The sequence below is a fragment of the Microbacterium meiriae genome (assembly GCF_032364335.1).
GTDB classification, from domain to species: domain Bacteria; phylum Actinomycetota; class Actinomycetes; order Actinomycetales; family Microbacteriaceae; genus Microbacterium; species Microbacterium meiriae.
This window is the reverse complement of record NZ_CP133984.1, coordinates 1,916,294-1,941,813: the sequence shown is the minus strand read 5'-3', so window position 1 is coordinate 1,941,813 and position 25,520 is coordinate 1,916,294. Positions and strand designations below refer to the sequence as shown.

General features: G+C 69.1%; 24 protein-coding genes. 10 read left to right on the top strand and 14 right to left on the bottom strand.

The annotated features are described in order from the left end of the window. The first annotated feature begins 30 nt into the window (after positions 1–30). Positions 31–423 carry a VOC family protein gene (locus tag RI211_RS09320; protein ID WP_315637705.1) on the top strand — a complete coding sequence of 131 codons (393 nt, stop codon included), beginning with the start codon at positions 31–33 and terminating at the stop codon, positions 421–423. Positions 424–446: 23 nt separating this feature from the next. Here the strand turns inward: RI211_RS09320 and RI211_RS09315 are convergent, their stop codons facing one another. From RI211_RS09315 to glnA, 6 genes are all read right to left on the bottom strand, one after another. Continuing rightward, the gene (locus RI211_RS09315) at positions 447–731 is read right to left on the bottom strand and encodes a WXG100 family type VII secretion target (protein ID WP_315637706.1); all 285 of its coding nucleotides are present in this window, start codon (positions 729–731) and stop codon (positions 447–449) included. Continuing rightward, positions 728–1,213 carry a hypothetical protein gene (locus RI211_RS09310; protein ID WP_315637707.1) on the bottom strand — a complete coding sequence of 162 codons (486 nt, stop codon included), beginning with the start codon at positions 1,211–1,213 and terminating at the stop codon, positions 728–730. The genes RI211_RS09315 and RI211_RS09310 overlap by 4 nt, the downstream gene beginning before the upstream one ends. A 77-nt stretch (positions 1,214–1,290) precedes the next feature. Further along, positions 1,291–1,788 (bottom strand): hypothetical protein, encoded by a 498-nt coding sequence (locus tag RI211_RS09305; RefSeq protein ID WP_315637708.1) that lies wholly within the window; start codon positions 1,786–1,788, stop codon positions 1,291–1,293. 76 nt (positions 1,789–1,864) lie between these two features. Then, positions 1,865–3,073, bottom strand: a complete 1,209-nt coding sequence (locus RI211_RS09300; RefSeq protein WP_315637709.1) for a putative T7SS-secreted protein — start codon at positions 3,071–3,073, stop codon at positions 1,865–1,867. Further along, positions 3,073–3,363: a hypothetical protein gene (locus RI211_RS09295; RefSeq protein WP_315637710.1), complete on the bottom strand. Its 291-nt coding sequence runs from the start codon at positions 3,361–3,363 to the stop codon at positions 3,073–3,075. The genes RI211_RS09300 and RI211_RS09295 overlap by 1 nt, the downstream gene beginning before the upstream one ends. A gap of 199 nt (positions 3,364–3,562) precedes the next feature. Then, positions 3,563–4,987, bottom strand: a complete 1,425-nt coding sequence (glnA, locus tag RI211_RS09290) for a type I glutamate--ammonia ligase (protein WP_187661580.1) — start codon at positions 4,985–4,987, stop codon at positions 3,563–3,565. 147 nt (positions 4,988–5,134) lie between these two features. On the opposite strand from glnA, the gene RI211_RS09285 reads away from it, so the two are divergent. Then, positions 5,135–5,530 carry an RDD family protein gene (locus RI211_RS09285; protein WP_232089029.1) on the top strand — a complete coding sequence of 132 codons (396 nt, stop codon included), beginning with the start codon at positions 5,135–5,137 and terminating at the stop codon, positions 5,528–5,530. A gap of 3 nt (positions 5,531–5,533) precedes the next feature. Here the strand turns inward: RI211_RS09285 and RI211_RS09280 are convergent, their stop codons facing one another. Next, positions 5,534–6,022, bottom strand: a complete 489-nt coding sequence (locus tag RI211_RS09280) for an ATP-dependent zinc protease family protein (RefSeq protein WP_187661579.1) — start codon at positions 6,020–6,022, stop codon at positions 5,534–5,536. 18 nt (positions 6,023–6,040) lie between these two features. On the opposite strand from RI211_RS09280, the gene RI211_RS09275 reads away from it, so the two are divergent. Then, complete coding sequence (locus tag RI211_RS09275) at positions 6,041–7,228, top strand: RimK family alpha-L-glutamate ligase (protein WP_060923121.1); 1,188 nt, start codon at positions 6,041–6,043, stop codon at positions 7,226–7,228. Between the two features lie 57 nt (positions 7,229–7,285). On the opposite strand, the gene RI211_RS09270 is transcribed toward RI211_RS09275, so the two are convergent. Continuing rightward, positions 7,286–7,996, bottom strand: coding sequence for a DUF4191 family protein (locus RI211_RS09270; protein WP_187661578.1), 711 nt, complete (start codon positions 7,994–7,996; stop codon positions 7,286–7,288). 162 nt (positions 7,997–8,158) lie between these two features. Here RI211_RS09270 and RI211_RS09265 point away from each other — a divergent pair, with 162 nt between their 5' ends. Next, on the top strand, positions 8,159–9,580 hold the full coding sequence (locus RI211_RS09265) for a hypothetical protein (RefSeq protein ID WP_315637711.1): 1,422 nt from the start codon (positions 8,159–8,161) through the stop codon (positions 9,578–9,580). A 13-nt stretch (positions 9,581–9,593) separates the two neighbouring features. Here the strand turns inward: RI211_RS09265 and sucB are convergent, their stop codons facing one another. From sucB to RI211_RS09250, 3 genes are all read right to left on the bottom strand, one after another. After that, positions 9,594–11,369: a 2-oxoglutarate dehydrogenase, E2 component, dihydrolipoamide succinyltransferase gene (gene sucB / locus RI211_RS09260; RefSeq protein ID WP_315637712.1), complete on the bottom strand. Its 1,776-nt coding sequence runs from the start codon at positions 11,367–11,369 to the stop codon at positions 9,594–9,596. Between the two features lie 66 nt (positions 11,370–11,435). Then, a complete protein-coding gene (gene lpdA / locus RI211_RS09255; RefSeq protein WP_315637713.1) occupies positions 11,436–12,809 on the bottom strand; it encodes a dihydrolipoyl dehydrogenase in 1,374 nt (457 codons plus the stop codon). Positions 12,810–12,814: 5 nt separating this feature from the next. Beyond that, the gene (locus RI211_RS09250; RefSeq protein WP_315637714.1) at positions 12,815–14,293 is read right to left on the bottom strand and encodes a leucyl aminopeptidase; all 1,479 of its coding nucleotides are present in this window, start codon (positions 14,291–14,293) and stop codon (positions 12,815–12,817) included. Positions 14,294–14,407: 114 nt separating this feature from the next. Here RI211_RS09250 and RI211_RS09245 point away from each other — a divergent pair, with 114 nt between their 5' ends. From RI211_RS09245 to RI211_RS09235, 3 genes are all read left to right on the top strand, one after another. Next, positions 14,408–15,349, top strand: coding sequence for a proteasome assembly chaperone family protein (locus RI211_RS09245; protein WP_315637715.1), 942 nt, complete (start codon positions 14,408–14,410; stop codon positions 15,347–15,349). A 167-nt stretch (positions 15,350–15,516) separates the two neighbouring features. After that, positions 15,517–16,758, top strand: coding sequence for an RNA polymerase sigma factor (locus RI211_RS09240; RefSeq protein WP_187661572.1), 1,242 nt, complete (start codon positions 15,517–15,519; stop codon positions 16,756–16,758). Next, complete coding sequence (locus RI211_RS09235; RefSeq protein WP_315637716.1) at positions 16,758–17,450, top strand: coenzyme F420-0:L-glutamate ligase; 693 nt, start codon at positions 16,758–16,760, stop codon at positions 17,448–17,450. Before RI211_RS09240 ends, RI211_RS09235 begins: the two co-directional genes overlap by 1 nt. 151 nt (positions 17,451–17,601) lie before the next feature. On the opposite strand, the gene RI211_RS09230 is transcribed toward RI211_RS09235, so the two are convergent. Then, positions 17,602–18,618, bottom strand: coding sequence for a sugar-transfer associated ATP-grasp domain-containing protein (locus tag RI211_RS09230; RefSeq protein ID WP_025103580.1), 1,017 nt, complete (start codon positions 18,616–18,618; stop codon positions 17,602–17,604). An 84-nt stretch (positions 18,619–18,702) separates the two neighbouring features. Between RI211_RS09230 and RI211_RS09225 the strand changes: the two genes are divergently transcribed. Both RI211_RS09225 and RI211_RS09220 read left to right on the top strand, forming a co-directional pair. After that, positions 18,703–19,407, top strand: a complete 705-nt coding sequence (locus tag RI211_RS09225) for an alanine racemase (protein WP_315637717.1) — start codon at positions 18,703–18,705, stop codon at positions 19,405–19,407. Positions 19,408–19,418: 11 nt separating this feature from the next. Further along, positions 19,419–20,456 (top strand): alanine racemase, encoded by a 1,038-nt coding sequence (locus RI211_RS09220; RefSeq protein ID WP_315637718.1) that lies wholly within the window; start codon positions 19,419–19,421, stop codon positions 20,454–20,456. 26 nt (positions 20,457–20,482) lie between these two features. Here the strand turns inward: RI211_RS09220 and RI211_RS09215 are convergent, their stop codons facing one another. Continuing rightward, positions 20,483–20,701 carry a DUF7455 domain-containing protein gene (locus tag RI211_RS09215; RefSeq protein ID WP_187661569.1) on the bottom strand — a complete coding sequence of 73 codons (219 nt, stop codon included), beginning with the start codon at positions 20,699–20,701 and terminating at the stop codon, positions 20,483–20,485. A 181-nt stretch (positions 20,702–20,882) separates the two neighbouring features. On the opposite strand from RI211_RS09215, the gene RI211_RS09210 reads away from it, so the two are divergent. Continuing rightward, positions 20,883–22,994 carry a DNA gyrase/topoisomerase IV subunit B gene (locus RI211_RS09210; RefSeq protein WP_396654911.1) on the top strand — a complete coding sequence of 704 codons (2,112 nt, stop codon included), beginning with the start codon at positions 20,883–20,885 and terminating at the stop codon, positions 22,992–22,994. Between the two features lie 60 nt (positions 22,995–23,054). On the opposite strand, the gene RI211_RS09205 is transcribed toward RI211_RS09210, so the two are convergent. Continuing rightward, positions 23,055–25,496: a DNA gyrase/topoisomerase IV subunit A gene (locus RI211_RS09205; RefSeq protein WP_315637719.1), complete on the bottom strand. Its 2,442-nt coding sequence runs from the start codon at positions 25,494–25,496 to the stop codon at positions 23,055–23,057. Between the last annotated feature and the right edge of the window lie 24 nt (positions 25,497–25,520).

Below are 25,520 nucleotides of genomic sequence, written 5' to 3'. Positions count from 1 at the left end.
GGATCCATGGGGAGCTGGGAGACTGGACGGATGGCAGGGATTCACCACGTGGAGATCTGGGTCGCCGACCTCGCGTCGTCGCGAGCGGAGTGGGGGTGGCTGCTCGGTGCGGTGGGTTTCGTCCGGGCCGGCGCATGGCCCGAGGGCGAGTCCTGGGAGGCGGGTGGCGCGTATGTCACCCTCACGATATCCCCGAACCTCAGCGGCAGCGCACACGATCGTCGCGCCCCGGGCGTGAACCATCTCGCCTTCGCTGCGGGCCCGCCGAGCCGAGTGGACGCGATCATCGCGGCGGCACCCGAGCACGGCTGGCGGCCTTTGTACCCGGAGCGCTACCCGCACGCCGGTGGGCCCGATCACTACGCCGGATGGCTGGAGAACTCCGCGGGGTTCAAGGCCGAGATCGTCGCCGACGAGCCCTGACGGGGGTCATGCCCGGAGCGCCGTTACCGCCAGAGGCGGGCGGCGGTGCTGGCGGTCTCCATGGAGATGGCGTTGGCGGTGATGAGTCGGCGGTTGGCTTCGGCGAGGGCGGCCTTCATGCGGCGGATGGCGGTGTCCCAGTCGTGGTGGGCGCGGTCGTATGCCGTCTGCGCCTCACCGGACCATGAGGATCGAAGTCGAGCGGCCTCCGCGTCGAGGGTGTCGAGCTGCTCCTGGAACTGCCGGACGGTGAGGGCGAGACGCGCGACCGTGTCGGCGATGGCGTCGTGACGGACCGCGACTCTCATCGTTGCTCCGACAGCTCCTGGCTGAGGTCGAGCTCGCGGAGGACGTACGGCTGAGCGACGGCGTCGGTGAGGTAGTACGTGTAGAAGATGACCGCGGCCTCGTCAGCGGTGAACATCTCGTCCGAGAAGACGCGCACCGCACGGGTCTGACTGATCGGGATCAGCGTCGTCGTCCCGTCGGCAGGCTCGGGACGCCCTACCGTGTACAGGTGGGTCTCGCCGTCAGGCGCGGCGAGGCGCACTTCCACGGTCATCTGATCGGCTGAACCGGCCGCCTGGATGAAGGAGTCGGTCAGAGGCTTCTGGAATCCGATGATGCTAGACGGGTCCGCGCCACGCCAGATGCTGTACGTGAACTCGCTCACGCCGTCCAAGCGGCCGAGCATGCGGCGCAAGTGATCTGCGACGGGGCGCCTGTTCTCTGTGATCCACCCCATCTGACCGCTCGTGAACTGCTGGCCGTGCGTCCTGCTTGAGGTCACCGCAGTCTCCTCTCTCCCCGAGAACGCAGCGAGCTGTGCGACCGTGTCGGCGATCGCGTCGTGACGGACCGCGACTCTCATGCCGCGTCGTCCTCGGTGGGTTCGGAGACGCTCATGTCAATCTCGCGGAGCGTGTAGGGCTGGGCGACTTTGTCGGTGAGGAAGTAGGTGTAGAAGATCACCGCTGCTTCGTCTGCCGTGAACACCTCGTTGGGATACACGGTGGTGGAATGGCGTCCGTCATCCCAGTGGATGACCTCGGTGGGCTCGCCGGACATGTCCGCGCCCGGACGCCCGACGACATACTGATGCGCGGTGCCGTCCGGGTCGACATAGCGGACCTCGATCACAAGGGCTTCCGCTGTCCCGGCACACTGGATGTACTCCTCGCTGAAGGGGATGCTGTCCAGAAGGTCCGCGCCCTCCGGGGCGCGCCACAGGCTCCATGCCCATGTTGAGGACCCGTTGAGCTGACGCAGCGAGAACTGGATCTGTTCCTGGTACGGCCGGAAGTAATCGACCAGTGCGCCGCGAGTATCGTCATTGATCTGACGGATATGTGTCGGTTGACTCATTTCACGGTCTCCAGAATTACTCGAGTGATTGTGATTCTCTCCCCATTCAGGGTGGCGGTCGCTGGTCGTTCGGGGCTCACGGTGGCATCGAAGCCACGTTGGGCTGCATCGCGGCTGCCCGTGCCGCCCTTGATCTCGATGCCGGTGTACGTCCCGTCGGCGTTCTCGATGAAGCCATCGTAATAGCGAACTTGGTCTGAGGTCGCTTGGGGATTGTGGTGATACCCCTGGATGGTCGCGCGGATCTTGTTGCGGATAACGTCCTTGCCGGTGTCCTCGGCGACACGATCGAGTCCGATCTTCTCGGTGTCGACCCAGGGGCGTTGGCCGTCGCCGTTGTACTGGCCGAGCACGTTCCGTCCGCCGTGCTCGGGTGTGGTGCGGGACGCTCAGGAGCGTTCTGGGCGGACTCGTTCGCCCACCTGCCGGCAGCGTGTCCGGCTGCGGTCAGGCCGGCAGCGGCTACGCCGGCGCCAGCCCAGGCCAGGCCACCCCCAGGGACCGCACCGACGCCGGTTACCGCGAGGGCGCCGCCGCCGCCCATCATGGCCCCGCCGCCGATGACCAGGGCGGCACCGCCGAGGAGTTCGAGGATGATGTCCGGGTGCTCCCACAGCGTCTTAGCGGAGACGGCGAGCATGTCCATCGTGGCCTGGAACGGCTGCACGACAGCGAGAGTGAACACCGCCTCGGTGATCGCGTGCTGGGCTGCGGTCGCGGCCTCAGCCTCGGTGAGCGGCATGCGCGCGGCCTCTGCGGCCTGGTCCAACCGGACTGCGCAGTCTCGGGCGAAGACATCCAGCGTCGCCCGGGCGTTGAACAGCACCTCTCTGGCCTGTTCATGCGCGGGACCGGACGGGTCGACGAAGGGCACCTCCACCTCCGGGTGTCGAAGGCCCTGCCCGACCCGAAGCTCGCGGACGTAAGCGCGGTGCGCGGCCAGTGCCGTGGCGGCCTGCTGCTCGGCCTCGTCCCACAGGGTGATGGCGCGCGCGGCTTCCTCCTGCGCCCACTCCAGCGCATCCGCCCAGGTGAACAGGGCGTGAGCGCCCTCGCGGAGCCCGTCGCCGGCGTTCGACCAGTGCAGCAACTGACGGTCGAAGCGCGTCAGGTAGGCGTCGCAGGCCTCGCCCGTCCAGGTGCCCTCATCGTCGAGCGTCGCGAGCTGGTCGTGCACCCGTGCTGCAGTCGTGCCGTGTGCCTTCCACCCCTCGGCTGTCTGCCTGACCGCGCCGGGGGAGCCAGGGATGAGGGCGGTGGCGGAGCGGGTCTGCCCGAGCTCCATCACTCTTCCCAGATCATCGCGTCGACCTCGGCCTTCGCGGCATCCGTCCCCTCATCGAAGACCCGGGCCGTCGTCGCCAGACGTTCAGTGAAATCGTCGGAGTCCGTCACCCGCGCTGCGAGGCCCGCAGACCAGGTTTCGGCGAACCGCTCAGAGGCTGCGACCACCCACTCGTGGCCGGCGCTCGTCGGCGGGGTGAGGTCGGTCGCCCCGACGTCTGCGATGATGCGCCGCGTCTTCGCCGCCATCGCCCGCAACACATCCGTGTCGACCTCATAATTCTGCGACATGCCGCCCTCTTCCTGCGAGCCCCCCCGGCTGCGGGATCGAGCATAGGTCAAGACAGGGTCAGAGGATGTCTGAATATGCGTAGGAAGTAACCCCAAATGAGTACGTTGGGGGGTAGGGCTGCCGTAGCCGCAAGGTTCCCATGCAGCGAAAGAGCCCGCCCCCGGATGGGGACGGACTCTTGCGCGATCTGCGTTCGGCTCAGACTCCGAAGTACAGCTCGTACTCGAACGGGTGCGGGCGCTGAGCGATCGGCAGGATCTCGTTCTCGTACTTGTAGGAGATCCAGGTCTCGATGAGCTCCTCGGTGAACACGCCGCCCTCGAGGAGGAACTGGTGGTCGGCGCGGAGCGCCTCGAGCGAGTCCAGCAGGGAGTTCGGCACCTGCGGGATGTTCTTGGCCTCCTCAGGCGGAAGCTCGTAGAGGTCCTTGTCGACGGGCTCGTGCGGCTCGATGCGGTTCTTGATGCCGTCGAGGCCCGCCATGAGCTGCGCAGCGAAGGCAAGGTACGGGTTGCCCGAGGCGTCGGGGGCGCGGAACTCGATGCGCTTGGCCTTCGGGTTCGAGCCCGTGATCGGGATGCGGATCGCGGCGGAGCGGTTGCCGGCCGAGTAGACCAGGTTGACCGGAGCCTCGAAGCCCTTGACCAGACGGTGGTAGCTGTTCAGCGTCGGGTTGGTGAAGGCGAGCAGCGCCGGCGCGTGGGCCAGGATGCCGCCGATGTACCACCGCGCGATGTCGCTGAGCTGACCGTAGCCGGCCTCGTCGTAGAAGAGCGGCTTGCCGTCGCTCCACAGCGACTGGTGGGTGTGCATGCCCGAGCCGTTGTCGCCGTACAGCGGCTTCGGCATGAAGGTGGCGACCTTGCCCCACTCCTCGGCGGTGTTCTTGACGATGTACTTGAACTTCAGGATGTCGTCGGCCGCGTGCACCATGGTGTCGAAGCGGTAGTTGATCTCCTGCTGGCCGGCCGTTCCCACCTCGTGGTGGGAGCGCTCGAGGATGAAGCCCGCATCGATGAGCTTGAGGGTGATGTCGTCGCGCAGGTCGGCCGTCTTGTCGACCGGGCTGACGGGGAAGTAGCCGCCCTTGTACGGGGTCTTGTTGGCGAGGTTCCCGCCCTCCTCCTCGCGGCCGGTGTTCCACGCGGCCTCCTCGGAGTCGACCTTGTAGAAGCTCTCGCCGGCAGTGACGGAGTAGCGCACGTCGTCGAAGATGTAGAACTCGGCCTCGGGGGCGAAGAACGCGGTGTCGGCGATGCCGGTGGAGGTGAGGTACTTCTCCGCCTTCTTCGCGACCTGACGCGGGTCCTTCGAGTAGATCTCGCCGGTGCGCGGGTTGTAGATGTCGAAGATCATCACGAGGGTGCTCGCCTCGCGGAAGGGGTCGATGTACGCCGTCGTCACATCCGGGATCAGCTGCATGTCCGACTCGTGGATGCTGGCGAAGCCACGGATGGAGGAGCCGTCGAACAGCTGTCCGTCCGTGAAGAAGGCCTCGTCGACCGTCGCCGCAGGGATGTTGAAGTGCTGCTGCACACCAGGGAGGTCGGTGAAACGGATGTCAAGGAATTTGACGTCGTTCTCCTTGATGTAGGCCAGTACCTCGGACGAATCTTTGAACATGTACGACTCCTGTGATGCGGATCGATGGCTTCGGGGCCACTTTGCACAGTACGGACGGGGGATTTCTCCACGGTATCCGCTTTGTTTCGTCCGTGTTACAGCGTGAGCAGGATCGGAGGGCATCCACAGCCTCGGTAGGCTGGAGGGGTGACGGATGCTGTGAACACGTACCCCGGTGAGCGACTCGGACTCCCGGAGTCCGGACCGGGGAGCATCGGTCGCCCTGGACGTCGGATCGGGGCCCTCGCGATCGACTGGACGGCAGCCGTCATCCTCTCCGTCGCGTTCTTCCAGTACGACCCGTTCGCCACGCTGCTCATCTTCGGCGTCGTGCAGATCCTCTTCATCCCGACCGCCGGCGGCAGCCCAGGGCACCGCATCCTCGGCATGCGCGTCGTCCGTCTCGACGGCGGATGGGTCGGTCTGTGGCGCCCGATCGTGCGCACGCTGCTTCTCCTCGTCGTGATCCCGGCCGTCGTGTGGGACCCGGATCAGCGCGGTCTCCACGACAAGGCTGTGGGCACGGTCCTCATCCGCGCCTGAGGCTCAGTCGCGGCCGCGGTTGCGACGGCGTGCTTCGCGGGGTGCTCTGCCGCCGAGGAACGAGCGCGCGGGGTCGACGACGTACCCGCGACGCAACGCTTCGCGGCCGATCAGCATCCGGAAACCCATCTCGTCCCGGTTGCTCAGCGTGACCTCGGCGAGCACCTCTCGGTCGACGAGACGGATCATCAGCTGCACGACGAGACGTTCCTGCGCGTGGCCGGAGGAGCTCCGGACGGCCCGCCGGTCGTGGATGGGAGACTCGACGACGACGGCATCCTCCTGGCTGTCCTGCCAGGGCTTCACACGGAACCGCACCCAGGGCTCGTCATCGCGCTCGAACTCCTGGATATCGAACGCGTGCAGGGACGAAGTGCGGGCGCCGGTGTCGATCTTGGCTTTGATCCAGTCGACTCCGAGATCGGGCAGGCTCACCCACTCGCGCCACCCCGTAAGGGTGTTTGAATGGGTAGACCTACTCACCTGATACATCCTGGCAGGAAATCCCCCGTGAAGATCGCAGTGCTGTCCCGTGCGCCGCAGGCGTACTCCACCCAACGCCTCCGCGCGGCCGCACTGCAGCGAGGGCACAACGTGAAGGTGCTGAATACCCTGCGCTTCGCGATCGACCTGACCTCGGACGAGCCCGACCTGCACTACCGTGGTCGGCAGCTCAGCGACTACGACGCGATCCTGCCGCGCATCGGCAACTCGATCACGTACTTCGGCACCGCCGTGGTGCGACAGTTCGAGCAGATGGACGTCTACACGCCGAACACGGCGAACGGCATCTCCAGCGCGCGCGACAAGCTCCGGGCGAACCAGATCCTCTCCCGGCACAACATCGCGATGCCGCCGACGGCCTTCGTCCGCAATCGCGCCGACGTGCGGCCGGCGATCGAGCGCGTCGGCGGCGCTCCCGTGGTGATCAAGCTGCTCGAGGGCACCCAGGGCATCGGCGTCATCCTCGCGCCTCAGGTGAAGGTGGCTGAGGCCATCATCGAGACGCTCCACTCGACCAAGCAGAACGTGCTCATCCAGAAGTTCATCGCCGAGAGCCGGGGCCGCGACATCCGCGCGCTCGTCGTCGGCGACCGCGTGGTCGCCGCGATGCGCCGATCGGCGGCTGGGGATGAGTTCCGCTCCAACGTGCACCGCGGCGGCTCGGTCGAGGCCATCGAACTCGACCCGGTCTACGAGCGGGCGGCGGTGCGGTCGGCCCAGATCATGGGGCTCCGTGTCGCCGGCGTCGACATGCTGGAGGGGGACGAGGGACCCCTCGTGATGGAGGTCAACTCCTCGCCGGGCCTGCAGGGCATCGAGACCGCGACCAAGCTCGACGTCGCCGGGGCGATCATCGACTACATCGCCGGTCAGGTCGCCTTCCCGGAGATCGACGTGCGGCAGCGCCTCACCGTCTCCACCGGCTACGGCGTCGCCGAACTCATGGTCCACGGCGCCGCCGACCTGGTCGGCAAGACGCTGGGGGAGGCGGGCCTGTGGGAGCGCGACATCACGGTGCTCACCCTGCACCGGGGGGTCAGTGTCATCCCGAACCCTCGCAAGCATGTGGTGCTCGAGCCCGACGACCGCCTGTTCTGCTTCGGCAAGCTCGATGAGATGCGCTCGATGATCCCCGAACGTCGTCGCCGCCGCGCGAAGGTGCGCCGCCTGCCCAAGCAGCCGCTCTCGGAATGAGAGAAGCGCGGCCGCCCTCGGTCAGGGCGGCCGCGCTTCGCGATCCAGGGCAGCGGGTCAGCGCGGACGCTGCGCCCGCACCTTCGTCGGGTCGATCCCCTTCGGGATGGGAAGCGACGACAGCGACTGCGAGACCGAGTCGATGCGGCGGATGACGGCCGCCATCGTGGCCTTGTCGATGGCCTTCGGGAGCTTCTTGATGGTCTTCGCGAGGTCGGCGATGGGCACCTCGTCCTCGCCGTGCCCGACATAGAGCACCGTGATCGGCACGCCGTGGGCGACGCGCTGCGCACGGCTGCGCTCCTCGTTCACGAGTCGCGTGAGGCGTCCGCGGGCGCCCTCGCCGACGACGACGATGCCGCCGCGGCCGACCGTCCGGTACACCGCCTCCTGCGTCTTCGGGTTGATGCCCACCGGGGTCTCGGAGGCCTGCCACCGACGACCGAGGCTTGTGCTGAGCACGTGGCCGGTCGCACCGGGCATGCCGTCGATCTTCGTGTACATGGCCGAGGTCGACAGCCGGGTCATGAGGAACAGCGCGCCGAGGACGCCGAGCATCAAGCCCGTGATGGCCCAGAGGACGAGCGTCCACACCTGGAACGGCGGAATCAGGTAGCCGGCCAGGAGGCCGAGCAGCACGCCGCCGATGAGAATCGCGGCCTGCGCCCAGGGGAGCCAGGCATAGGCCTCGCGCGTGAACCGGAAGAGGGACTTGATCTGGGAGAAGAACCCAGGACGCTTCTCGGGTTCAGGAGCACGCTTTGCCATGGAGACCAGCCTACCGAGTCCGAAGGCCGTGCGATGCCGCCGTTCGCGTGCAGCGGAGAGCGTGTGCGCGATCTCTCCTGCACAATCCGACCCGCCACGGGATCTCGTCCCCGAGCAACGAGTTCGGACGGAGCGTCCCGCGGGTCGGGTGGGATGGATCGCATGACACCAGCGCGTGAGAGTGCCCCCCGCGAGCAGGCCGTGCTTCCCCAGGCACACCGTACGATCCGACTCCTCGACTCTGCTGAGGGGCCCTTTCGCGGTGCGCTCGTCACCTCGCCGGACGGTCCGGTCGTGCGCGTCGAGGCCGAGAGCCTCGCTGGTTGGGCGGGCTGCCGATATGCGGGCACCCAGCACATCGCCGCGCCGGTGGACATGATCCGCCGCGCGGACGGACACGACGTCCTTCTGCCCTGGTGCACCGAGCGCCTGGAGGCCTACGTGGATCGGCGGCTCCGGCGGGGCGGGTTGCCATCGGGGGAGGTCAGCACGGTGGTCGTGAGTCTTCTGCGTGGACTGGCGGAGCTGGGGCCCGCGTCGGCGGTGGACATGCACGGGACATGGTGGCTCACCGATGGGGGCCGGCCGGTCTTCGTGCTGGGGCCCGGTCAGGACGCGTCGACCGCCGTCCTGGTGATCGTGGACCGGCTACGCGCGGAGTGCACCGACAAGACGATGGCCCGGGTCCTCGACCGCACCCGCGATCGCGTTCGCTCGGCCGCAGCACAGCGCCGGGTGCCCCGGCGATTGCTCGAGGACGCAGAGAGCGACCTCTTGGAGATCGCAGCACCACGACCACTGGAAGAGGCTGCCGAGGACCGGGCGGCGCCCACGGAAGCAGGTATCTCCGGTGCGGTGCGACGAGTCCGCACCGAACCCGTCACCCGCACACGGCTGCGGGAGCGTCGGATGCGGGAAGAGAGTCCGGTCAAAGGGGGCTCGGTACGGGCGTTCGCCGGCCTGCTCACCCTCCGCGATCGAGTCGTCAGCGGGGCGCGACCTCTCCTCGATCGGCGGACCATCAGGGTACGGCCGCCGGCGGGCGGAGGGGAGACGGGTTCCCGGCGCAGGCGGGTTCTCATCGTGGCCGGCGCGTGCGCGGCGGCGGTGCTCCTCGCGGGGCTGCTGTGGCCGAGCGACGGAGACGATCCCGCGGTCGGGGCAGCGGGGAGCACTCCTCCGTCCGCTGACCGTCCTGAGGGAGCGGGCCCTGCCAGGCGGACTGCGCCGACACCTGCTCCTTCACCGTCCGCGTCCGCGGCGCCGCCGAAGGCCGACGATCCGACAGGCGCTCTCCCGGCACTCCTCGCGCAGATCGTCGAGTGCGAGGCACGCGACGACGCGGTGTGCGCCGCTGCCGTCGCGGCCGGTTCCGCGGGGATCACGCCCGTCGCTGCCGAGATGGCCGGTCGGAAGGATGCGGTTCTCGTGGATCGCTATGGAGACATGGCCGTGATGGAGCTGCCGTCATCGCCCGAGAGCGGCGAAGCGAAGACCGAGGAGGCAGCCATCCTCGTGCTGGTGTGGACAGATGAAAAATGGCTGGTCCGCGACGCATATCGCGTCGCGGACCAGCCGAAGTGAGGCGAGCCGTCGGTCAGGCGCCGAGCTGGCCGCTGAACTGCGCAGCCTCGAGGCGAGCCTTCACCGCACCGAGGAAGCGTGCCGCGTCGGCACCGTCGATGATGCGGTGGTCGTACGACAGAGCCAGGTACACGTAGGAGCGGACCGCGATCGCGTCCGTGCCGCCGACCTTGACCAGACCCGGGCGCTTGACGACCGTGCCCGTGCCGAGGATCGCCGACTGCGGCAGGAACACCACGGGCGTGTCGAACAGCGCGCCGCGCGAACCGGTGTTGGTCAGCGTGAACGTGCCGCCGGCGAGCTCGTCGGGCTTCAGCTTGTTGTCGCGGGTGCGCGCCGCGAGATCGGCGATCTCGTGGGCGATCTCGGCGATGTTCTTCGACGCAGCGTCGCGGAGCACCGGCGTGAGCAGACCGCGCTCGGTGTCGACCGCGATCGAGACGTTCTCGGACGCCGGGTAGACGATCTGCTCGCCGTCGACCGTCGCGTTGATGATCGGGAAGGCCTGCAGCGCCTCCGCCGCGGCGAGGGCGAAGAACGGCAGGAAGGACAGCTTGTCGCCGGTCTTCTCGAGGAACGACGCCTTGACGCTGTCGCGGTACTCGGCGAGAGCGGTGACGTCCACCTCGACCACCGTGGTGAGCTGGGCCGTCTGCTGCATCGACTCGACCGCACGCTTGGCGAGGACCTTGCGCAGGCGCGACATCGGCTGGGTGGTCCCGCGCAGCGGCGACACCTCCAGGGGGGCCGGAGCCGGCGTTGCAGCGGCTGCCGGTGCGGCGGTGGCGGTCTCAGCGGCCTTGAGGACGTCCTCCTTGCGGATTCGGCCTCCGACGCCGGTGCCCTTGACCGTGGCCAGGTCCACACCCTGCTGCGCAGCCAGACGGCGCACGAGCGGGGTCACGTAGAGGTTGTCGCTCTCGGTCGGCAGCGACAGCTTGGGGGCCTCCGCCTGCGCGGGCTGTGCCGGAGCAGCGGCCTGCGCGGGCGCTGCGGGGGCCTCGGCCTGCGGAGCGGGAGCAGCGGGAGCCTCGGGCTGTGCAGCCGGAGCCTCGGCCTGCGGAGCCGGAGCGGCGGGCGCCTCGGCCTGCGGAGCGGCAGGAGCTTCGGCCTGCGGAGCAGCGGGAGCCTCGGGCTGGGCTGCGGGAGCAGCACCGGATCCGACGCGTGCCAGCACGGCGCCGACCTCGACGGTCTCGTCCTCGCCGGCGACGATCTCCTGCAGCACCCCGGCGACCGGCGACGGGATCTCGGTGTCGACCTTGTCGGTGGAGATCTCGAGGAGCGCCTCGTCGACCTCGACCGAGTCGCCGACCTGCTTGAGCCAGCGGGTGACCGTGCCCTCGGTGACGCTCTCACCGAGCTCGGGGAGCACGATGTCGGTGGCGTCGCCGGAGGGAGCCGCAGGCGCGGACTCGGCGGGAGCGGAGTCGGCGGGTGCCTGCTGCTCGGCCGCGGGAGCCGCGGCGGGCTCCGGAGCGGCGGGGGCGGCGGCCTCAGCCGGGGCGGCCTCAGCCGCAGCAGGGGCATCGTCGGCCGGTGCCGCACCGCTGCCGTCGCCGATGCGGGCCAGCAGAGCACCGACCTCGACGGTCTCGTCCTCGGCCACGAGGATCTCCTCGATCACGCCGGTGACGGGGGAGGGGATCTCGGTGTCGACCTTGTCGGTCGAGATCTCGAGCAGGCCCTCGTCCGCCTGGACGGTGTCTCCCACCTGCTTGAGCCAGCGGGTGACCGTACCCTCTGTGACGCTCTCACCGAGAGCGGGGAGGACCACGGATGTGCTCATGACTGAGTCTCCTTCAGAAGTTGTATGACGCTTGTCTAGCTTAGTGACTCGGGCACCGGTTGGTGCTCAGAGGGCGTGCAGGGGCTTTCCGGCCAGCGCGAGGAAGGCTTCGCCGAGGGCCTCGCTCTGGGTCGGGTGGGCATGGATGAGCGGCGCGATGTCCTCGGGATGGGCCTCCCACGCGACCGCGAGCTGGCCCTCGGTGATGAGCTCGCCGACACGATCGCCGAGGAGATGGACACCGAGGACGGGCCCGTCCTTGAGGCGGACGACCTTGACCAGGCCGCCGGTTCCGATGATCTCGCTCTTGCCGTTCCCCGCGAGGTTGTACTCGTAGGAGTGGATCGCGTCGGCGCCGTGCGCGGTGACCGCCGCCTCCTCCGTGAGACCGACCGAGGCGACCTCCGGGCTGGAGTAGGTGACCTTCGGGATCTGCACGTCCGGGACGTTCACGGGGGAGAGGCCCGCGATGCGCTCGGCGACCGCGATGCCCTGCTGGAACCCGCGGTGGGCGAGCTGGAGGCCGGGGACGATGTCGCCGACCGCCCACACGCCGGGGACATCGGTGCGGAGGTCGCCGTCCACCGTCACGAACCCGCGGTCCAGGCGCACGCCGGCTTCCTCGAATCCCAGGTCGGCGGTGGCGGGGCCGCGGCCGACGGCGACGAGGAGGTAATCGGCGGTGAATTCCTTGCCGTCCTCCAGCGTGACCGTGACGGACGAGTCGTCCTGGGTGGCGGTCTGGAAGCGCACGCCCAGGGAGTACTGGATGCCGCGGCGGCGGAACGCACGCTCGAGGCCCTTGCTCATCGCTATGTCCTCGTTCGGGACGAGGTGGGGCAGCGCCTCCACGATCGTCACCTCGGCTCCGAAGGAGCGCCACACGCTCGCGAACTCGACGCCGATCACGCCGCCGCCCAGGATGAGCACCCGCTCCGGGATCACGTCCAGGGCGAGCGCCTGCTCGCTGGTCAGGATCCGTCCGCCGATCTCCAGACCAGGCAGGGAGCGGCTGTACGAGCCGGTGGCGAGGATGACGTCGGCGCCGACATACACGTCGTCGCCGACGGTGACGCTCCGGTCCGCGTTCAGGCGGCCGAGGCCGGCGACCGTGGTGATCCCGCGCGCCTTGACGAGCCCCTCGAGGCCCTTGTATTTCTTCGCGACGATGCCCTCGCGGTACGTGCGCACGCCCGCCGGGTCGATCCCGCCGAACGAAGCCGTGACTCCGACGGAGGCGGCATCGCGCACGTGGTCGGCCACCTCGGCGGCGTGCAGCAGCGCCTTCGTCGGGATGCACCCGCGGTGGAGGCACGTGCCTCCCACCTTGTCCTTCTCGATCAGTGCGACGGATTTGCCGAGCTCGCTGGCTCGCAGTGCCGCGGCGTACCCGCCGCTGCCGCCGCCCAGGACGACGATGTCGAAGGTGTGGGTTGTCATGGGTGTCATGCCTCCGGGTGGGATGCTGCTTCGGCGAAGGCGATGATCGATCGGACCATCGCCCCCGTGGGGCCCTTCTCTGTGAAGCCGTAGGGGGCGCCGGCGTGTTCACCGGATCCCGCGATGTCGAGGTGCACCCAGGGGATGCGCGGCGCGTCGTCCGCGTCCGAAGTGCGGCCGACGAAGCGCCGGAGGAAGAGGCCGGCGAAGGACGCGCCGCCCATCCGATCTCCCATGTTGGCGTTGATCATGTCGGCGATGGGGGAGTCGAGCGTCTCCTCCATGTACGCGGGCAGCGGCATGTGCCAGGCGGGCTCTCCCGTGCGGGCGGCGGCGGCGAGGAACTCCGCGACCGTCTCGTCGTCGCCGAAGACGCCGGTGTGGCGGTGGCCGAGGGCCGCGACGATCGCGCCGGTCAGGGTCGCGACGTCGATGATGACGTCGGGATTCTCCCGGCTCGCGGCGACCAGACCGTCGGCGAGGACCAGGCGCCCCTCCGCGTCGGTGTTCAGCACCTCGACGGTGGTGCCGTCGAGGATGCGGATGACGTCTCCCGGGCGGAGGGCGCGGCCGGACGGCATGTTGTCGGTGATGCAGAGCCAGGCGGTCACGTGCACGGGGAGGCGGAGGGCGGCGATGGCGCGGAGGGCGGCGAGGGAGGTCGCCGCACCGGCCATGTCGAACTTCATGCCGACCATCGAAGCCGCCGGCTTCAGGGAGAGGCCGCCGGTGTCGAAGGTGATGCCCTTGCCGACGAGGGCGATGTGGCGCTGCGCGTCAGCCGGCGCGTAGTCGAGGCGGACGAGGCGCGGCGGCCGGTCGGATCCCTGGCCGACGCCGAGGATGCCACCGAAACCCTGTTCCGCGAGAGCACCCTCGTCGAGGATCTCCACGGTGACGTCGAGGTCCGCGACGCTGTCGGCGGCGCTCTGCGCCAGCTGCGCGGGGCTCTGCCACTCGGCGGGCACGTTCACGAGGTCCTTGATGAGAGCGACGGCCTCGCCCGTGGCGTGAGCGCGGGCGATCGTCTCGTCGTCGAGCGGGGCGTGGACGACGACCGCCGTCGCCCGCTTCTTCCTGCCGTTCTCGGCGCGGTAGTCGTCGAAGCGGTAGCCGCCGAGGACGGCACCCTCCGCGGCCGCGGCGGCGTGCTCCTCGAGACCGGCGGCGAGGCCGAGCGCGACGGTGTCGAAGCCGGTCAGGGAGCGGAGAGCCGCGCCGGCTGCGCTCCGTACGGAGGCGTCGTCGACGGTGGAGCCGACGCCGACGACGGCGAACGGGAGTGGCGTCACCTCGGGGGCGTAGACCCGAGCGAACGCACCGGCGGCGCCGGTGAAGCCGATGCCCGCCAGAGCGTCGGCGAGACCGGGGTGAGCCGCCAGCGACTCGGCCGACTCGGAGAGATCGGGGACGACGAGCACTGCGGCACCGGCAGCGCTTCCGGGGAACTGATCGGTGGTGTGCGAGAGCACGGGAAGCGTCATGCTCTCCATCCTAGGATCTCCGCCCCGGGGTCGTCGGTCCGCCGGCCGGGGTGTGTTCGCTCTCAGCGAGACACGTCAGAGCCCGGCTCCGGGTGCGGCTCGTAGCATGGAGACATGCCCTTCTCCGGAGAGATCCACGAACGCGTCGCGAACGCCCCCACGGTGCCCCACGGCCTGCCTCTCGTGATGCTGCTCACCGGTTTCACCGACGCGGGCAGTGCGGTGTCGGGGCTCATCGATCATCTGCGGGAGACGACGTCGCCGCAGCCGCTCGCGGTCTTCGACAACGATGTGCTCCTGGACTACCGCGCACGCCGCCCGGTCATCTCCTTCGACCAGGACCACCTTGCCGAGTTCCGCCCGCCCCGTCTGGAGCTCTCCCTCGCCACGGACGCGCTGGGACGCCCGTTCCTGCTGCTCACGGGCTACGAGCCCGACTTCGCGTGGAACGCCTTCGCGGAGACCGTCATGGATCTCGCTGCGGAGTTCGAGGCCTCGGGACTGCACTGGGTCCACTCGATCGCGATGCCCGTGCCGCACACGCGCCCCATCGGGACGACGGTGAGCGGGAACCGGCGCGACCTCGTCGTGTCGCACTCCGTGTGGCGTCCGCGCACGCAGGTCCCGGCGACCGCGGGTCACCTGCTCGAGTACCGGTTCGCGGAGCGCGGGGAGCGCGTCGTCGGCTTCGTGCTCCTCGTGCCGCACTACCTCGCGGAGACGGAGAATCCGGAGGCGGTCAGTGCAGCGGCGGAGAAGCTCATGGCCTCGACCGGCCTCGTGCTCATGCTCGACGCAGTCCAGGAGCGCCGTGAGGACTACCTCGCCCGAGTCGACGAGCAGGTCGCAGCGAACGACGAACTGCAGCAGATGGTGCACAACCTCGAGCGCCGGTACGACGCCTACATGGCCGGTCGTGACCCCGAGGACGATTCGTACGACGAGGGCGGATTCAGCGAACGCGACCTGCCCAGCGCCGACGAACTCGCGGCCGAGCTCGAGCGCTACCTCGCATCTCGGCCGTCGGGTGACGAGGACAAGCCGGGACGCGGCTGAATCTCTCGCAGCGGATCGGGCGGGAATGCGTCCTCATCGCCATACGTGTGCGATACTAGGAGTCCGACCCGTTGTCAATCAGTGTTTTCGAGCACTGGACTTGACAAGGGTCTTACTAGTGTCCGAAATGTCCCGGGGTCTCCCAGCGGCCCCGTGAAAGGCGAAACGTGACTCCTGCCACGACGAAGAACACGCGGACGAAGAAGGCCGATCAGATCACCGCGGATCCCGAGGTCGAGGACGTCGAAACGACCGAAGCGGCTCCTGCGCCCAAGCGCGCCGCGGCCAAGCGCGCCCCCGCGAAGAAGAAGAAGTCGGATGACGTCGTCGAGGAAGACGACGCCGCCGCAGCCGAGGGCTCCGAGGACGCCGCGGGCGACGAGGAGGAGGACGACGCGAAGCCGGCCTTCACCGAGCCGCTGCCGACCGGCGCTATCGTCATCTCCTCCAAGGACGACGAAGAGGTCCCGGTCTACTCGACCCAGATCACCGGTGCCACGGCCGACCCGGTCAAGGACTACCTGAAGCAGATCGGAAAGGTCGCGCTGCTGAACGCGGCCGAAGAGGTCGAGCTCGCGATGCGCATCGAGGCGGGTCTGTTCGCGGAGGAGAAGCTCTCCGCGATGTCCCCCGCCGAGAAGACGAGCCAGCTCGGACTCGACCTGCAGTGGGTCGCCCGTGACGGCCAGCGCGCGAAGAGCCACCTCCTCGGCGCGAACCTCCGTCTCGTCGTCTCCCTCGCCAAGCGCTATACCGGTCGCGGCATGCAGTTCCTGGATCTGATCCAGGAGGGCAACCTCGGTCTCATCCGCGCGGTGGAGAAGTTCGACTACACCAAGGGCTTCAAGTTCTCGACCTACGCGACCTGGTGGATCCGTCAGGCCATCACCCGCGCCATGGCCGACCAGGCCCGCACCATCCGCATCCCGGTGCACATGGTCGAGGTCATCAACAAGCTCGCCCGCGTGCAGCGGCAGATGCTGCAGGACCTCGGTCGCGAACCCACCCCGGAAGAGCTGAGCCGCGAGCTCGACATGACTCCGGAGAAGGTCGTCGAGGTGCAGAAGTACGGTCGCGAGCCGATCTCCCTGCACACCCCGCTCGGCGAAGACGGAGACAGCGAGTTCGGTGACCTCATCGAGGACACCGAGGCCGTGGTCCCCGCCGACGCCGTGGGCTTCACGATGCTGCAGCGTCAGCTCGAGCAGCTCCTCGACTCCCTCTCCGAGCGCGAAGCCGGCGTGATCCGCATGCGCTTCGGTCTGGGCGACGGTCAGCCGAAGACGCTCGACCAGATCGGTGACACGTTCGGCGTGACGCGCGAGCGCATCCGTCAGATCGAGTCCAAGACGATGGCCAAGCTGCGCCACCCGAGCCGCTCGCAGTCGCTGCGGGACTACCTCGAGTGATGCAGGCGAACGAGGGCAAGGCGCTCGAGACGAGCGTCGACGGAAAGAGCTACGCGCGGATCCCGCTGCGCACCCGCGTCGTGATGCCGGATGACGACCTCGACGCCATCATCACGGAGTACGCGAAGGATGCCGTCCAGCCGGGCGACCTGCTCTTCGTGACCGAGAAGATCGTCGCGATCACCCAGGGTCGGTCGTACCGCTTGGACGAGATCCAGCCGCGGAAGCTCGCGCTGTTCCTGTCGAAGTACGTCACCCGCACGCCGTACGGCATCGGTCTCGGCATGCCCGAGACGATGGAGATGGCGTTGCGGGAGTGCGGTACGCCGCGCATCCTCTTCGCTGCCGCCGTCTCGGCGGTCACCAAGGCCTTCGGGCGCAAGGGCGACTTCTACCGCATCGCGGGGGACAAGGCCCGCGCGATCGACGGACCGACGAAGCACACCATCCCGCCGTACAACGAGGCTGTGGTGCTCGGCCCGAAGGACCCGGACCGCGTCGCGGCGCACCTGAAGAAGCTGATCGGAGGCCAGGCCGAGGTGGCGGTGGTCGACATCAACGATCTCGGCGGCAACATCCTCGGCTCCACGCTCGACAAGGCGGGGGAGCTGCGGCTGGTGAAGATCCTCGGTGACAACCCGCTCGGTCAGGGCCTCGAGTCCACGCCGCTCGGCATCGTCCGCGCGGTCTGAACAGCTCGAGCCACCCCTTCACGACCGAACCGGCCCCTTGCGTGTGAACGCAAGGGGCCGGTTCGCATGTAAAGGGGTGGCCCGGCGCTTCGACGGGCTCAGCGACCCATGCGGGGTCCCTGAGCCTGTCGAAGGGTGAGCTGTCGAAAGGTCAGAAGCCGATGACCTCGCGGTAGCGCGGCTTGTGCCCGGTACGGATGCCGGTGACGCTGGGCTTGTTCTCGTAGACGCCCGCCCCCCAGTTCCCCTCGACGAGCACGGGGCCGTCCGGGGTCACGACGACGTCCCATCCGACGTACTGCACCTGCGGCACGACCCGGGCGACCTGATCGATGAAAGCGCGCACCTCGTCCATGTAGGGCAGCTGGAAGTCGGCGATGCGGAAGCCCGAGTCCGGGTGGGTCTCGTGCACGTGCCCGTGCGAGTCATAGCCGGCCCCCACGGCGTGCCCGTTCTCGTCGAGCATCGTGTAGAAGCCGCCGAAGGTCATCTGATCGCTCACCGCGCCGCGGCCGAACTTCTGCGCCATTGCGAGGATGTGCGCCTTCTCCCCGTCGAAGAAGGCGGTGATGCGGGTGGTGTTCACGGTCCCGGGGCACACGGCCGCCAGGTCGTCATGCTGGCGGATGACCTCTTCGATCAGCAGCTCGCCGCGGTCGAGGAGACCGCGGTGGAACTCGGTCCAGTCCGTGATGTCGGCGGCGTGATATCGGTGCACGCCGGTCCCGGCCTGGCCGACCGGCTCCTTCGTGACGATCGTTCCGAGGCGCTCCGTGAGGGCACGGACCTCGTCGGCGTTGCCCTCCTCGACCACCATCCACTCGCGATGCAGATGTGCGGAGAACTTCCGGTTGAACTCGATCTTGTCCTGGAAGATCCAGCGGAAGTCGGGGTGGTCGTACTTCTGCGAGAGCTGGTTGGACACCGGGTGCGTCATGTACGTCTCGCGCTCGGCACGGTTGAGCATCGCGAAGTCGTAGTCGATGTAGTCCTGGAAGCCCACGTTGTGGCGGGCCGCCGACCAGAGCATGTCGGCGACGATCGTGGGAACGGGACGGTGGTGCTGTGCCGAGGCCTCCTTCGCCCGTTCGAACACCGAACCGACGTCGATGCGGCGGGCACGGCCGAGGAGATAGCGGATGCGGGGCGCGAGAGAAAGACGAGACATGGAGCTCCGGGTCTAGGGATCGACGTCCCAGTCTACGCGGGGAGCCCCCAGGCTCCTGGGAGCGCGGAAGCTAGGCTGGAGGACGTGTGTGACACGAGTTCGAGTGCGCTTCCGCAGGCGATGATCTCGCGTTCGGCCCTTGCTGCCGGCGCGTCCGCGGCGATCCGGGCCGGGGGCAGCCGTGCCGATCTCCGCCGCGACGCATGGGGGCATGGACTGCTCGCCGTGGCCCACGCGGTGACAGCCGCGGGCGTCGAGGAGGTCCTCGTGGACTCGCCAGGCGAAGTCGAGGCCCTGCGCCTCGAAGGCATCAGCGCCACGATCGTCGGTACGCCCGACGTCGACCCCGTCCTCCTCTACGGGCTGCCGTCCGCGGAGGGAATCCCGGCGACACCTCCGGTCATGCGCCTGGTCGGCCGGGTCATGTCCACCAAGCGCCTGCGCGCGGGGGAGGCTGTCTCCTACGGCTACACCTTCCGGGCCGCAGCGGACACGGAGGTCGCGCTCGTGACGGGCGGCTACGCGCAGGGTGTCGTCCGCTCTCTCGGCAATCACGCCGACGTGGAGATCGCCGGCGCGCTGCGTCCCATCGTCGGACGAGTCGCCATGGACGTCTGTGTGATCGACCTCCAGGGTGCCGCGGCCGAGGTGGGAGACACGGTGACGTTCTTCGGCGGGACCGGCCCCGCATCCGACGCGATCGCCCGCTGGGCCGAGGTCACCGGGATGACGCCCGCGGAGCTCGTGGCCGTCCCCGGTGCTCACGCCGTGCGCGGATGGGAGGCATGATGGGTGGGCCGATGCGACCCGAACTCCGCTTGGACAGCGCCGTCTTCCGCGCGAACATCGCGGCCGTGCGCGACCGACTGGGCGACTCCACGTTGATGCTGGTGCTCAAGGACGACGCGTACGGCCACGGACTCCGGTGGGCGGTGGAGACCGCGCTCGAGGCGGGGGTGACGACGTTCGGCAGCTACGACGTGCGCGGGGGCCTCGACGTACGGCGCCTCGCAGGCGGGACCGCGTCCGTGTTCGCCTGGGCGACCTCGACCGACGAGGAGATCGACGAGGCGCTCCTGCAGGACATCGAGCTCGGCGTCGGCACGATCGAGTACCTGCGCCGCATCGTCACGCGGGCCGACGTGCTCGGTGTGCGTGCCCGGGTGCATCTCAAGATCGACACCGGCCTCCATCGCAATGGCGTGCGTCCGGAGGACTGGGCGGCGGCCGTTGCCGAGGCGAGGGCGGCCGAGAGCGCGGGCACCCTCGCGCTCGTGGGCGTGTGGAGTCACATCGCGGAGGCGAGCGACGCCGAGGACGACGAGGCTCAGTCCGTGTTCCTCGATGCCGTGCAGCACACCGGCCTGTCCGGAGCTGTGCCGGCGGCCCTGCACCTCACGGCGTCGGCGGCATCCTGGTGGCGTCCGGAACTGCGCGGCACGGTGTCACGGATCGGGGCGTTCTGCTACGGCATCCGTTCGGCGGACGGCCCGGATCTCGACGGTGTGCAGCCGGCGGCACGTCTCGTGGCCCCGGTCGTCCGGGTCGATGGCGACGCCGCGGTCGTGGCCGTCGGCAGTCTCGACGGCCTGCCCTCGACGCTGGCCGGCATGACGGTCGGTACCCCGGCCGGCCCCCGCGTGGCGCCCGAGATCGACCTGGCGACGACGACCGTCGAGGGCTGGCCGGGGATGGCTGTCGGCGACGAGGTGACGATCTTCGGGCCGGGCGCGCAGGGGGAGGAGACAGCGACGACCCTCGCCGAGCGGATCGAGACGGTGGGCGAGGAGATCCTCACCCGCCTCGGTCCGCGGATTCGGCGGAGGGTCGTGGAGTGAACCGGCTCGGCCGGTTCAGGCGCTGATCAGACCGTCTCGACGAGACGAGCGGTCTCGTCGTGCCAGCTCGTGGCCACGCTGCGCAGCTTCTCTTCGTACTTGCGGCCGTGGTGGGCGCAGAAGAGCAGCTCGGAGCCGTTGACCTCGGCGGCGATGTAGGCCTGCGCTCCACACGAGTCACAGCGGTCCATCGCAGTCAGGCGGTACTCGACAGCGGAGGTCTCACGTTCGGTCGTTGCATTCATCTCGGGGCCTCCTCGGGTGTCGGCGTCCTTGTTGGTCGTGCTCAATACAACCACGCTGCACCTGGGGGCATGCCCGGTCGACGGCGTGTTTCGCTCAGCGCGTACGCGCACACGCGCGAAGGCGGTGCCGCGGGGAGTGTCTGCGGGGGGCGGGACGGTCCCGCGAATAGACTCGGAGATTGTGAATGCCGAGTACTCCGCCCATCATCTCCAGGTGCTCGAAGGACTCGAAGCGGTCCGCAAGCGCCCCGGCATGTACATCGGCTCGAACGGTTCGCCCGGGCTCATGCACTGCCTCTGGGAGATCATCGACAACTCCGTCGACGAGGCGGTCGCCGGCAACGGCTCCCGCATCGACGTCATCCTCCACGATGACGGCAGCGTCGAGGTGCACGACCGCGGTCGCGGCATCCCCGTCGACGTGGAGCCCCGGACCGGTCTGACCGGCGTCGAGGTCGTCTACACCAAGCTGCATGCCGGAGGGAAGTTCGGCGGCGGCTCCTACGCGGCGTCGGGCGGTCTCCACGGCGTCGGCGCCTCGGTGGTGAACGCGCTCTCCGAGCGCCTCGACGTCGAGGTCGACCGCGGCGGCAAGACCTACGCGATGTCCTTCCACCGCGGCGAGCCCGGCATCTTCCAGGACTTGGGGGAGAAGCGGCCCGATGCGCCCTTCACCCCGTTCGAGGAGAACAGTGAGCTGCGCGTCGTCGGCAAGGCGCCGCGCGGGGTCACCGGTACGCGTGTGCGCTACTGGGCCGACCGTCAGATCTTCACCAAGGACGCCGCCTTCCAGCTCGCCGAGCTCGAGACCCGCGCGCGGCAGACCGCCTTCCTGGTCCCCGGCCTCGAGATCGTGGTCCGCGACGAGCGCGCCGCGAGCGCAGTGGTGGGGGAGGACGGCACCCCGACCGGCCCCGTGGAGACCTCGTACCTCTACGAGGGCGGCATCTCCGAGTTCGTGGAGTACCTGGCGGTCGACCCGCCGGTGACCGACACCTGGCGCATCCAGGGAGAGGGCACGTTCACCGAGACCGTCCCGGTCCTGCAGCCCGACGGGCACATGGTGGCGACCGAGGTCGAGCGCGTATGCGCCGTCGACATCGCCCTGCGCTGGGGCACCGGCTATGACACCCGCATCCGCTCGTTCGTGAACATCATCTCCACGCCGAAGGGCGGCACGCATCAGCAGGGCTTCGAGCAGGAGCTGCTGAAGGTGCTCCGCAGCCAGGTCGAGCAGAACGCGCGTCGGCTCAAGGTCGGCAACGACAAGCTCGAGAAGGACGACGTCCTCGCCGGCCTCACCGCCGTCCTCACGGTCAACGTGCCGGAGCCGCAGTTCGAGGGTCAGACGAAGGAGGTGCTCGGCACGCCCGCGGTCCGCCAGATCGTCGCGCAGGTGATCCGGAAGGACCTGCAGCAGCGCTTCACCTCCACCAAACGCGACGACAAGAGCCAGGCGACGCAGCTCCTCGACAAGATCGTCTCCGAGATGAAGGCGCGTGTGTCCGCACGGGCCCACAAGGAGACGCAGCGCCGCAAGAACGCGCTCGAATCGTCCACCCTGCCGACCAAGCTCGTCGACTGCAGGACGAACGACGTGGAGCGCAGCGAGCTCTTCATCGTCGAGGGCGACTCGGCGCTGGGCACGGCCAAGAACGCCCGCAACAGCGAGTTCCAGGCGCTGCTGCCCATCCGCGGGAAGATCCTCAACGTGCAGAAGGCGTCGGTCGGCGACATGCTGTCCAACGCCGAGTGTGCGTCCATCATCCAGGTGATCGGCGCGGGCTCCGGGCGGACCTTCGACATCGACGCGGCGCGCTACGGGAAGATCATCCTCATGAGCGACGCCGATGTCGACGGAGCGCACATCCGCACGCTCCTGCTCACGCTGTTCTTCCGCTACATGCGGCCGCTCATCGAGCATGGACGCGTGTTCGCCGCCGTGCCGCCACTGCACCGGATCATCGTCATCAACCCTGGCTCGAAGCCGAACGAGACCATCTACACCTACAGCGAGCAGGAGCTGCACGCCCTGCTCGCCAAGCTCCGCAAGGCCGGCAAGCGCTGGCACGAGCCGATCCAGCGGTACAAGGGTCTCGGGGAGATGGACGCGGAGCAGCTCGCGAACACGACGATGGACCGTTCCGGTCGCCTGCTCCGCCGGGTACGGATGGAGGATGCCGAGGCCGCGGGCCGCGTCTTCGAGCTGCTCATGGGCAACGAGGTCGCCCCGCGGCGGGAGTTCATCATCGACTCCGCGGACCAGCTCTCGCGCGAAGCCATCGACGCCTGAGGGCGGCGGGGACGAAGAAGGGGACCCGGCGAGGCCGGGTCCCCTTTCTTGGCGGACGGGTCAGACGAGGGTCCGGCCGATGCTGCCGATGACGCCGTCGATCGGCTGGCCGGAGGCATCGCGGCGCGCTCCGGGCTCGGGGAGCTTGCGCACCGCGCCGGTGGGGTCTACGGCCAGAGCCGGGCGGGGGCCGACCCAGGCGACCGTGAGGCGGTCCTCGCCCTTCAGGAAGGCGTGGGCGCGGACGCCACCGGTCGCGCGGCCTTTGGACGGGTACTCGGTGAACGCCGAGACCTTCGCGCGGCCCGGATCGGTGCCGGGCAGGATGCTCTCCGCGCCGGAGACCGTGGCGACGACGGCGTCGGTGTCCGGGCTGACGGCACCGAAGAAGAGGACCGCGGCGCCGGAGCCGAGCTTGATGCCCGCCATCCCGCCGGCGGGTGCTCCTTGCGGGCGGACCGCCGAGGCCGCGAACCGCAGAAGCTGGGCGTCGGTCGTCAGGAACACGAGGTCGGCGTCGTCCGCCGCGTCGGCCGCACCGACGACCGAGTCTCCGCTCTTGAGGCCGATGACCTCCAGGTCCGGACGCACCGGCAGGGTCGACGGCACGATCCGCTTGACGATGCCCTGCGCGGTGCCGAGGGCGACCGGGGTGTCGCTGTCGAATCGGATGAACCCGACGATGCGCTCGCCCTTGGTCGTGCCCCCCAGGTAGTCGCGCAGCGGAGTCCCCGCGGCGAGCTGTACGGAGGTGCCGGGCACCGAGGGCAGATCGACGGGGGAGAAGCGGACGACCCGTCCCGTGCTCGTGAGCGCACCGACCTCACCGCGGACCGTCGTCTCGACGGTCGCGAGGATGGCGTCGTGCTTGCTCCGCCGGGCAGGGGCGGTGAGCTCCTGTCCTTCGCCGAGGTCCACGCGCACGGCGCGCCCCGTCGTCGAGAGGACCACGGTGGTCGGAGCGTCGGCGATCTGCAGATCCACCGCGCCCTTCGTCGCGCGGGGCTTCGGCGGGGCCGCGTTCATCAGCAGGGTGCGACGCGGCGTCCCGTAGGCCTCGGCCACGGCGTCCAGCTCCTGGGCGACGGCGGCACGCAGCAGCGCCGGGCTGGCGAGCAGCTCCCGTAGCGACGCGATCTCCGCGAGGAGGGCGTCCCGCTCCGCCTCGAGCTCGATGCGCGAGAACTTCGTCAGGCGGCGCAGCCGCAGCTCGAGGATGTACTCGGCCTGCGGCTCGCTGAGGTCGAACACGGACCGGAGCCGGGTGCGTGCCTGCTCGGTGTCGTCGGACGACCGGATGACCTGGATGACCTCGTCGATGTCGAGGATCGCGATGAGAAGCCCCTCCACCAGGTGCAGGCGCTCCTCCCGACGGGCGAGACGGTACCGGCTGCGGCGCGTGATGACCTCGATGCGGTGGCCGACGTAGACGCTGAGCATCTCCTTGAGGCCGAGCGTTCGGGGCTGGCCGTCGACGAGCGCGACGTTGTTGATGCTGAAGGAATCCTCCAGCGGCGTGAGCCGGTAGAGCTGCTCCAGGACGGCGTTGGGGTCGAATCCGGTCTTGATGCCGATGGCGACGCGGAGGCCATGGTTGCGGTCGGTGAGGTCGGTGACGTCGCTGATGCCCTGGAGCTTCTTCGCCTGCACCGCGTCGCGGATCTTCTCGATCAGACGCTCCGGGCCGACCATGTACGGGAGCTCGGAGACGATGATGCCCGTGCGTCGGGGACCCAGCGGCTCGATCGACGTGCGTCCGCGGACCTTGAGGGCGCCGCGACCGGTCGTGTAGGCGTCCTTGACGCCGTCGAGTCCCATGAGGATCCCGCCCGACGGGAAGTCGGGGCCGGGGACGTACTCCATGAGGTCCTCGGTGGTGGCGTCCGGGTGCTCGAGGAGGTGGGTCGCCGCGGCGACGACCTCGATGAGGTTGTGCGGCGCCATGTTGGTCGCCATGCCCACGGCGATGCCGCTGGCGCCGTTGACGAGCAGGTTCGGGAAGGCCGCAGGCAGCACTGCGGGCTGCTGGAACTGTCCGTCGTAGTTCGGGATGAAGTCGACGACGTCCTCGTCGAGGTTCTCGGTGAGCGACAGCGCGGGGGCGGCGAGGCGCGCCTCCGTGTATCGCGCGGCAGCCGGACCGTCGTCCAGGGATCCGAAGTTGCCGTGACCGTCGACGAGCGGCACCCGCAGCGCCCACTCCTGGGCGAGGCGGACGAGGGCATCGTAGATCGCGGAGTCGCCGTGCGGATGCAGCTTCCCCATGACCTCGCCCACGACGCGGGCGCTCTTGACGTGGCCGCGGTCCGGTCGCAATCCCATCTCCGCCATCTGGAAGAGGATGCGGCGCTGCACCGGCTTCAGGCCGTCCCTGGCATCGGGGAGCGCACGCGAGTAGATGACGGAATACGCGTACTCGAGGAAGGAGCCCTGCATCTCGTGGGAGAGATCGATGTCCTGGATGCGTTCCTCGACAGGCTCGGGCGGCGGGGTTTTCGGCATGGACTTCCTGAGGGCGTACGGGAG

Coding starts and splice junctions, on each gene's coding strand:
- RI211_RS09320 (WP_315637705.1), top strand. CDS start 31: ATGGCAGGGATTCACCACGTGGAGATCTGGGTCGCCGACCTCGCGTCG.
- RI211_RS09315 (WP_315637706.1), bottom strand. CDS start 731: ATGAGAGTCGCGGTCCGTCACGACGCCATCGCCGACACGGTCGCGCGT.
- RI211_RS09305 (WP_315637708.1), bottom strand. CDS start 1,788: ATGAGTCAACCGACACATATCCGTCAGATCAATGACGATACTCGCGGC.
- RI211_RS09300 (WP_315637709.1), bottom strand. CDS start 3,073: ATGGAGCTCGGGCAGACCCGCTCCGCCACCGCCCTCATCCCTGGCTCC.
- RI211_RS09295 (WP_315637710.1), bottom strand. CDS start 3,363: ATGTCGCAGAATTATGAGGTCGACACGGATGTGTTGCGGGCGATGGCG.
- glnA (WP_187661580.1), bottom strand. CDS start 4,987: ATGTTCAAAGATTCGTCCGAGGTACTGGCCTACATCAAGGAGAACGAC.
- RI211_RS09280 (WP_187661579.1), bottom strand. CDS start 6,022: ATGTATCAGGTGAGTAGGTCTACCCATTCAAACACCCTTACGGGGTGG.
- RI211_RS09270 (WP_187661578.1), bottom strand. CDS start 7,996: ATGGCAAAGCGTGCTCCTGAACCCGAGAAGCGTCCTGGGTTCTTCTCC.
- RI211_RS09265 (WP_315637711.1), top strand. CDS start 8,159: ATGACACCAGCGCGTGAGAGTGCCCCCCGCGAGCAGGCCGTGCTTCCC.
- sucB (WP_315637712.1), bottom strand. CDS start 11,369: ATGAGCACATCCGTGGTCCTCCCCGCTCTCGGTGAGAGCGTCACAGAG.
- lpdA (WP_315637713.1), bottom strand. CDS start 12,809: ATGACAACCCACACCTTCGACATCGTCGTCCTGGGCGGCGGCAGCGGC.
- RI211_RS09250 (WP_315637714.1), bottom strand. CDS start 14,293: ATGACGCTTCCCGTGCTCTCGCACACCACCGATCAGTTCCCCGGAAGC.
- RI211_RS09245 (WP_315637715.1), top strand. CDS start 14,408: ATGCCCTTCTCCGGAGAGATCCACGAACGCGTCGCGAACGCCCCCACG.
- RI211_RS09235 (WP_315637716.1), top strand. CDS start 16,758: ATGCAGGCGAACGAGGGCAAGGCGCTCGAGACGAGCGTCGACGGAAAG.
- RI211_RS09230 (WP_025103580.1), bottom strand. CDS start 18,618: ATGTCTCGTCTTTCTCTCGCGCCCCGCATCCGCTATCTCCTCGGCCGT.
- RI211_RS09220 (WP_315637718.1), top strand. CDS start 19,419: ATGCGACCCGAACTCCGCTTGGACAGCGCCGTCTTCCGCGCGAACATC.
- RI211_RS09215 (WP_187661569.1), bottom strand. CDS start 20,701: ATGAATGCAACGACCGAACGTGAGACCTCCGCTGTCGAGTACCGCCTG.
- RI211_RS09205 (WP_315637719.1), bottom strand. CDS start 25,496: ATGCCGAAAACCCCGCCGCCCGAGCCTGTCGAGGAACGCATCCAGGAC.